The following is a 5,469-nucleotide window of genomic DNA, read 5'->3' as shown; positions in this document are numbered from 1 at the left end:
CACCACCTCGACCATGTCGTCGTCGGCCTGGTCGCCCGGGGCATCCGGGCGCGGCGGCAGCATCAGCATGGCGAACATCACGACATGCACGATCAGGGCCACGCTCAGGCCGGCCACGCGCGGCCAGCGTATACCGGTGTCTTCGATTTCCTCGTGGTATTCGTAGATGGCCATTGTCGATCGGTTCTTTGCGGTTGCTATCCCGTGACCTTCGGGCCTTGCGGTCCGGGGCTCGGGGGGAACGCGACGCTACACCAAGCCCATGGGCGGCACAAGTCGTTCACGGGCACTTCAGGCGGAGCGATGCCTCGGCACGGTCACAGGTTCTGCAGTCGGATCCGGGCGTGCCCGCGGGCGGTCTCGCTGCCGGACGCCTGGGCGCGCTGGAACGCGGTCCGCGCTGCCGCGGTGTTGCCCAGGCCTTGCTCGGCCTCGCCCAGCAGGACGTAGGCCATGCCCTCGTCGTCCAGGTTGCCCTTGGCCAGGGCCCGGGTCAGCGCTTCCTTGGCCTCGGCATAGCGCTCCTGCTCGACCAGCAGGTGGCCGCGCTGCTGGTCGAGCTGGCCGCTGTCGGCGGTCTGTTCGGCGGCACGGCCATAGGCGAGGATGGCCTTGTCGACCTGCTCGGCGCGGTACAGGTTGTCGCCCAGGGCCCGGAGGGTCGCGGCATCGGCGGGCAGGGTGCCAGCGGCCAGGCCCTGCTCGATGGCTGCCGCGGCTTCGCCGGGCTGGTCGGCATAGGACAGCAGCTGGTAGAGCTGCCGCCAGTGGTCGGCCTGGGTCAGACGCCCTTCACGCTGGGCGGTCTGCAGGATCTCCAGGGCACGGTCGTAGTTGTCGGCCTGGATGTACATCTGGGCCAGGTTGATGCGGTGCTTGGGCTCGTCGGGCCAGCGCCTGACCATTTCCTCCAGCACCCGGGCTGCGCCGTTGTAGTCCTCTTTCTCGTACAGGGACGCCATCTTCAGTTCGAACAGGGTCGGGTCGTCCGCCTTGATGGCGATCGCGCGATCGAGCGCGGCCACCGCCTCGTCGTAGCGCTCCATGCGGTACAGCGCATTGCCCATCAACGCCTGCGGCTCGTGACCGGCGTCGCGGGTTTCCGTCATGTAGCGGTCCAGCGTGAGCAGCGCCTGCGCGTACTGTTCCTCGCTCATCTGCAGCTGGGCGATCTGGTAGAGGAGCCGGTAATGGTCGTTGTTGCCCAGACCATTGGCGGCCAGCGCCTGGTTCCACTCGGCGATGGCGCCATCCAGGTCCTCGGACTCATAGGCGATCTGGCCCAGTCCCTGGTGGACGAGGGAACGCTCATAGTCGGTCAGCGCCCTGTTGCCCTTCAGGCTCTCGAAGGTGGTCCGGGCGCGCTCGTTGTTGTCGGCGTTCATCGCGTCGAAGGCGGTGACGATCTGGCGCATGGTGCGCTCGCCGGTGCGCCGGGCGGGTTCGGTCCGGGTGGCGTTCGGGAAGCGAACCTCCTCGGCCTCGGTAGCGGCGCTGCCGCCGCGGGTGCGTTGGCGGCCCTCGTCGTGGCGACCCTTGCCCTGGGCCTGCGCGGTGGTCACCACGAAGTCCGAGACCGGGAGCGCGAGGAGCATGGCGGCTAGAAGAATCTTCTTCATGATTAGACCTTTGTCTGTTCGACCTTGGTGTGGGCGGCTGGCGGGGCCGACCGGCGTCCTACGGGCATTTTCGTGCTTTGCCTGGGGGGTGAAGTTAAGTGCGGTTAACGCCCTCGGCAAGCCCTCATCGCCGGCACTGCGGCTGCCGGCCCGCCTCGCGCGCCTGTGCGAGCAGCTGGCGGCTGCCCGCCAGTTCCTCCTGCAACGCCTGGAGGCGGCCGCCGGGGTTGGGATGGGTGGACAGCCAGGTGGGCGGCCGGGCGCCGCCGGTGGCGTCCATGGCCTGCCACAGCGCCAAGGAGGCAGCCGGATCGAAGCCTGCGCGGGCCATCAGGCGCTGGCCCTCCAGGTCGGCCTCGGTTTCGTGGAATCGGGAGAACGGCAACAGCACCCCCACCTGGGCGCCGGCGCCCAGGGCGCCCAGCAGCAGCCGCGCGTTGTCGGGACTGCGCGCATCGGCCAGCAGGCCGGCCACGCTCAGGCCGGCCTGCGCGACCAGCTGCTGCGACATGCGCTCGGCGCCATGCCGGTAGACCACGTGCGCCAGTTCGTGTCCGATCACTGCGGCGAGCTGGTGCTGGTCCGCGGCAAGATCGATCATGCCGGTGTTCACGCCGACCTTGCCGCCCGGCAAGGCGAAGGCGTTGGCGGACGGGTCGACGAACAGCTCGACCTCCCAGTCCAGTTGCCGCCAAGCTGCCGGCAGCTCCGCGATCAATGCGCTGGCGACGCAATCGACATAGGCGCGTTGGCGGGGATCCCGGGCAATCTGACCCCGGTCCCGCAACTGGGCGAACGCCTCGATGCCCAGGGCGCCGGCCTGGCGCTCGTCGACCAGCATGACCTGGCTGCGACCGGAGGGCGTGGTGGCGCAGGCTGACAGCAGGCCGGCACACAGCAGGGGAATGGTCGCGGTTCGCATGGTGCCCTCTCCGGATCGACGCCTCCGACCATGCCCGCAGCGACGTGGCCGGGGGATGAACGCGGCCTCAGACCGTGGCGAACCGGGCCTGGGCGAAAGCCACCCGCTCCGCCGGGTCCGCGGACAGCTTGCCGTGGCGCTCCAGCGCCTGCACCTGCTCCAGTCGATGCCTCAGTCCATTGCCATTGGCGATCTGGATGGCCAGCCCCGGCCTGGCGTTCAGCTCCAGGATCATCGGGCCGCGATCGCGGTCGAGCACGATGTCGACGCCCACGTAGCCAAGCCCGGACAGCTCGTAGGCGCGCGCGGCGATCATCAGCAATTCCTGCCAGTGCGGGATCTGCAGGCCGACGATCGAGTGCTCGGTATCCGGATGCTCGCGGACCGGCTCGGTGCCCCAGACGCCCCGGCACGTCAGGCCGGTGGGAATGTCGATGCCGACGCCGATCGCGCCTTGATGCAGGTTGGCCTTGCCGTCGGACATACGGGTCGGAAGCCGGATCATCGCCATGGCCGGATAGCCCAGGAAGCTGATGATCCGAACGTCGGGAACGCCCTTGAAGCTGACCCGTTCGAACAGCGGATCGAAGCGCACCATGTACTCGACGATCAGGTGGTCGGGCTGGCCGCCCAGCGAGAACAGCCCGGACAGGCCGTTGCTCAGATGGTGGTCGAACTCGTCGCGGGTCATGAAGCTGCCGTTCGCGCGCCGGTAGCGTTCGCCGCGCCGGCCATCAATGACCAGGATGCCGTCGCCCCCGGAACCGCGGGCCGGCTTGACCACGAAGCTGGAACGGTCTGCCAGCTTGGCATGCAGTTCGGCGATCTCGTGTTCCTCGCGGACCACGGCATACAGGTCGGGCACCGGCATGCCCGCCGCCAGGGCCAGCTCCTTGGTGAGCAGCTTGTCGTCGACCCGCGGATAGAAGCGACGGGGGTTGTAGCGCAGCACGAACTCCGCGTTGCGGCCGTTGATGCCGACCAGGCCGACTTCGCGAAGGCGTCTTGCGACCGCGAACGGATTGAACATGTCAGCCGTCCTGCTGCGGCCGGGCCAAGGCCCTGAAGCGCATCAGCTCGGTCAGGCGGTAGCCCGAATAGCGGCCGAGAAGGAGGGTCAGTCCCAGCAGCACGAGCAGCAGCTCCGGGTAGACGAACAGCAGGTGTTCCAGCGGCGGCCAGCTCATCACGAGGTAGGCGAGCGATGCGATCACCAGGGATCCTGCGGCCATCTTCATGGCGAAGCCGCCGCCGCGCTCGTCCCAGGCCACCGAGACGCGCTCGATGGTCATGGTCATGATGATCATCGGGAACAGGGCGATCGAAAGTCCGACTTCCAGGCCCATCTTGTTGGAGAGGACGCTGACCAGCGCCATCAGCAGCACCACGACGATCAGCACCGAGGTCAGTCGCGGGACCAGCAGCAGTTTCAGGCGCTCCATGTAGAAGCGCACCAGCAGACCCATGCCGACGATCAGGACGAACAGCACGATGCCCGCCAGCAGCGAGGTCCACTTGAAGGAGATGGCGATCAGCACCGGCATGAAGGTGCCGAAGGTCTTGACCCCCACGAGGTTGCGGAGGATCAGCATGATGAAGGCGCCGATCGGCACCATCAGCAGGATGCGGTAGACATCCTGGGTGTGCAGCGGCAGCGCCAGCAGGGAGTAGGCCACCAGGTTGCGGTCGCGCACCTCCAGGCGCTGCACGGCGGCCTCCAGGGAATCGACCATGCTCTTCTGCACGCGGATGTCGAAGCGCGCCCGCGGCGAACCTTCGACCTCCAGCACCGCACCAGGGTGCCGCGACCACAGGAACAGGTCCTCCGGCCAGCCGATGCTGGCCGAGCGCGGGTCGATGGTGTGCCAGACGCCCGCTGATGTGTCGTAGACCTGCAGCCAGGGCCGTAGTTCGCCGCCCTGCCCCGTGGCGGCATCCAGGCGCACGCCATGCACCAGGCGCGCGGCGATGTTGCGGATCGCGAGCAGGTCGATGGCGAAGCGCACCCGGTCGTAGTCGCCGCGTCGGTCCTGGAGCAGGAGCGCCACTTCCTGTCCGGGGTTGGCGTCATTGAACTCCTGGATCAGGCGGGCCGCGAAGGTGGCGCTGTCGACGCTCTGCGCGCGGACCGTCTCGAGCAAGGCTGCGGCGGCACCTGCGAAGGGTTCCTCGAGCTCGGGGGGCGAGGCCAGTTGCGGGCGATCCCGCTCGGGCGATGGCGTGCCGTCGCGGAACACCGTGGCCCGGTAGTACAACGCCTGGCTGCCGCTGGCGCGGCGTATCGTCCATTGCACCTCGCGGGAGCGCTGCTCGCGCCGGCGCTCGGTGTTCATGCCGTAGCCGCGGGCCACGAAGCGCTCGTCCAGGATCGAATAGCCTGGCGGATCGATGGGCACCTGCAGCACCACCCGGTTCGGCCCGCTGCGCGGCTGATACTCGACGCGCGCCTGCAGTTCCCAGACCTCGCTCTGCTCGACCGGATGCACCGGGAACTTGAGGACCTTCCACTTATAGAAGAACGCGGTCAGTCCGGCGGCGATGAACAGTGCCGCTAGGACATAGAGCTGGCTCTTCTTCATGGTGCGCCTTCCGGTCCTCTCCCTGGGCCGGAGCGAGTATAGCCAGCCCCCGACCCGGCAAGGCGTCGGCCCGGGGCGCTCCCGATCGGAGGTTGCGGTCGCACCCGGGATGGGCGCGGCCGCAACGACTCGAGCCGCGCCAGCCGGATGCCGGGGCGTCAGACGTCCAGGTTGCCGACCCGCAGGGCGTTGTCTTCGATGAAGTTGCGGCGTGGGTGAGCGGCGGTGGCCCGAAGGGCCAGCCGGCCTGCCGGTGGCAGGCCGGAAGCCGCGAACGCCCGAGGCAGGAGGCCTCGGGCCGGGTTGCGAGTCGCGCCCGGGACGGGCGCGGCCGCAACGACTCGAGCCG

The 5,469-nt window shown here is 68.7% G+C and carries 5 protein-coding genes; all 5 read right to left on the bottom strand.

Features of this window, described 5'->3' with window-relative positions:
• Positions 1-317 precede the first annotated feature (317 nt).
• The gene (locus KF823_16645) at positions 318-1,619 is read right to left on the bottom strand and encodes a tetratricopeptide repeat protein (protein MBX3727531.1); all 1,302 of its coding nucleotides are present in this window, start codon (positions 1,617-1,619) and stop codon (positions 318-320) included.
• 124 nt (positions 1,620-1,743) lie between these two features.
• The gene (locus KF823_16640; GenBank protein MBX3727530.1) at positions 1,744-2,541 is read right to left on the bottom strand and encodes a M48 family metallopeptidase; all 798 of its coding nucleotides are present in this window, start codon (positions 2,539-2,541) and stop codon (positions 1,744-1,746) included.
• A 67-nt stretch (positions 2,542-2,608) separates the two neighbouring features.
• A complete protein-coding gene (locus tag KF823_16635; GenBank protein ID MBX3727529.1) occupies positions 2,609-3,571 on the bottom strand; it encodes an alpha-L-glutamate ligase-like protein in 963 nt (320 codons plus the stop codon).
• A gap of 1 nt (position 3,572) precedes the next feature.
• The gene (locus KF823_16630) at positions 3,573-5,120 is read right to left on the bottom strand and encodes an inactive transglutaminase family protein (GenBank protein ID MBX3727528.1); all 1,548 of its coding nucleotides are present in this window, start codon (positions 5,118-5,120) and stop codon (positions 3,573-3,575) included.
• A 158-nt stretch (positions 5,121-5,278) separates the two neighbouring features.
• Positions 5,279-5,469: hypothetical protein (locus KF823_16625; protein MBX3727527.1), on the bottom strand; the 191-nt coding region annotated here is incomplete at its 5' end.

The sequence above is a fragment of the Lysobacterales bacterium genome (assembly GCA_019634735.1).
In the GTDB taxonomy this organism is placed as follows: Bacteria; Pseudomonadota; Gammaproteobacteria; order Xanthomonadales; family UBA2363; genus Pseudofulvimonas.
The sequence above is the reverse complement of the archived record's forward strand: the minus strand, read 5'-3'. Positions and strand labels throughout refer to the sequence as shown.